Below are 2,525 nucleotides of genomic sequence, written 5' to 3'. Positions count from 1 at the left end.
GGGATTGAACGAAGCCGCTGACGCGTCATTTGGTGCGTGGGTTTGCGGATGACGCTTCTGTTTTGAAGGATTGCGGCTGTTGAAGCGCAATCTTGAGAACAGGAGTTTGAGATGGCCGAGTTGAGCCCTCTTCGCCGACGCATGATCGAGGACATGACGATCCGCAATCTGTCGCCGGCCACCCAGCGATCCTACGTGCACGCGGTGGCCAAGTTTTCGCGCTATTTCGACCGCTCGCCGGACCGGCTCGGCCTGGAGGACGTCCGCGCCTTCCAGGTCCATCTGGTTTCGGCGGGAGTCTCGTGGCCGGCGCTGAACCAGACGGTGTGCGCGCTGCGGTTTTTCTACGGCGTGACGCTGGGCCATGCCGAGATCCCGGAGCGGATCGTCTACGCCCGCTCGCCACGCACGCTGCCAGTGGTGCTGAGCGCCGACGAGGTCGTCCGGTTCCTGGAGGCGGTGCCGAGCCTGAAGACCCGAACGGCATTGACCACGGCCTACGCCGCGGGACTTCGCGCCTCGGAGACCGTCGGGCTGAAGGTCGGCGACATCGACAGTGAACGCGGCGTGATCCTCGTCCATCACGGCAAGGGCGGCAAGGACCGCACCGTGATGCTGTCGGCGCAGCTTGTGCGCATCCTGCGAGTCTACTGGCGGCTGGCGAAGCCGCAGGGTTGGCTGTTTCCCGGGCGCGGCGTCGACCGCCCCATCGATGTGCAGGTTCTCTATTCGGCGTGCCGCTCGGCGCGTGCGGCTGCCGGCATCGACAAGCGCGTGACGGTGCATACGCTCAGGCACAGCTTCGCCACGCATTTGCTGGAGAACGGTACGGACATCCGCATCATCCAGGTGCTGCTCGGCCACAACAACCTGTCGAGCACGGCGCGCTACACGAAGGTCTCGAACGGTCTCATTCGGCGGACGGAAAGCCCGCTCGATCGGCTGACCATTGAGGTTGTGCCGCCGGGCTGACCGGTTCCGCCAATGTCGGCGAGACTGGAGGTGGCGGACATCTTCCGCCGCCACGGCGAGGCGTATCGGCAGGCCCATGACGGCCATCTCGGGCGCGTCGAGCGGCGCGTGATGAGCGCGATCGAGCTATGCCGGACCGCCGAACTGGGCGGCCATGTCGAGGGCTGCCGGTCCTGCGGGGCGATCCGCGTCGCCTACAATTCCTGCCGCAATCGGCACTGCCCGAAGTGCCAGGGACAGGCCTGCCGGGAATGGCTTGCCGCGCGGCAGGGCGAACTCCTGCCGGTTCCCTATTTCCACGTCGTCTTCACGCTGCCGGCGCAAATCGCGGCGATCGCCTTCCAGAACAAAGCGGCGGTCTACACGATCTTGTTCAAGGTGGCCGCCGAGACGCTACGCACCATCGCCGCCGATTCCAAACATCTGGGAGCCGAGATCGGCCTTGTCGGCGTCCTGCACAGTTGGGGTCAGAACCTCCATTATCATCCCCATATCCATTGCATCGTGCCAGGTGGTGGGCTGTCGCCCGATGGAACGCGCTGGATCTCTTGCAAGCCCGGCTTCTTCCTGCCGGTGCGGGTGCTGTCGCGCCTGTTCCGCCGACTCTTTCTGGAGGAACTGCGGACAGCGTATGAAGCGGGCAAGTTGAGCTTCTTCGGCGATCTCGCCGAACTGGCGCTGCCCGTCGTGTTCAGACGCCGGCTGGGCGAGGCCCGCCGCCTCGAATGGGTCGTCTATGCCAAGCCGCCGTTCGGCGGGCCAGAGCAGGTGCTGGCTTATCTCGGTCGCTATACCCACCGTGTCGCCATCGCAAACTCCCGGCTCGTCAGCATGGCCGACGGCAAGATTGTGTTCCGCTGGAGAGATTATCAGCATGGCGGCAAGGCAAAGCTCATGACGCTGAATGTGCACGAGTTCATCAGGCGCTTCCTGCTGCACACCCTGCCGGACGGCTTCCACCGCATCCGCCATTATGGATTCCTCGCCAACGGCCATCGCGCCGCAAAGCTCGACCTGTGTCGCAGGCTGCTGGCCAACCCGCTGCAGGACAATATCGAACCGCGCGTCGAAAGCACGCCCGCGCCCCTCTCATTAGCGCATCGCTGCCCATGCTGTGGAGGATCGATGATCACGCTGGCCATCTGGCGCTGCGGACAAGCGCCGCCAGGTCCCTTGTGGGACAACACCTCATGATCGTACGCGGCAGGTCCACATCACCAGCTTTGGTATCCGTCGCCATCCGCGCCGGCATGCCGACCTTTGACTTTCCGCACAAGACCGCGAGCACTCGTGCCCGCGACAGAAGGCGTCCCCACCCAATCCGCGGTGATCGCCATCAAGAGTCGACCTTCCACCGTGCCATCATCCCTTGGGGTCGCATCGCGGTTGCCCTTCATTCACCCGACGAAGACAATCCCGACCGCCCCTCCAGGCTACAATCCCCATAGCGCCAGATTAGCCCGCGGCTTCGTTCAATCCGGCTTGCAATGAGGTCCGACGTCGAGCCTGCGTGCCCCGGCTGTGCCCGGACCTCACAGAACCCTTCAGATTCC

At 64.4% G+C, this 2,525-nt stretch carries 2 protein-coding genes; both read left to right on the top strand.

Annotation, left to right across the window (positions count from 1 at the left end; all coding sequences use genetic code 11):
• Nucleotides 1-111 precede the first annotated feature (111 nt).
• On the top strand, nucleotides 112-972 hold the full coding sequence (locus tag NKJ20_RS33920; protein ID WP_150834625.1) for a site-specific integrase: 861 nt from the start codon (nucleotides 112-114) through the stop codon (nucleotides 970-972).
• Nucleotides 973-984: 12 nt separating this feature from the next.
• Nucleotides 985-2,166: an IS91 family transposase gene (locus NKJ20_RS33915; protein WP_352453914.1), complete on the top strand. Its 1,182-nt coding sequence runs from the start codon at nucleotides 985-987 to the stop codon at nucleotides 2,164-2,166.
• Nucleotides 2,167-2,525: the final 359 nt, after the last annotated feature.

Origin of the sequence: Mesorhizobium sp. M0185 (assembly GCF_040322175.1) — a bacterium.
Lineage (GTDB): Bacteria > Pseudomonadota > Alphaproteobacteria > Rhizobiales > Rhizobiaceae > Mesorhizobium.
Note: the sequence above shows the minus strand (reverse complement) of the source record. Positions and strands in the feature narration are given on the sequence as shown.

What these genes read in the sequence shown, in the direction of transcription:
- NKJ20_RS33920 (WP_150834625.1), top strand. Translation starts at nt 112, where the DNA reads ATGGCCGAGTTGAGCCCTCTTCGCCGACGCATGATCGAGGACATGACG.
- NKJ20_RS33915 (WP_352453914.1), top strand. Translation starts at nt 985, where the DNA reads ATGTCGGCGAGACTGGAGGTGGCGGACATCTTCCGCCGCCACGGCGAG.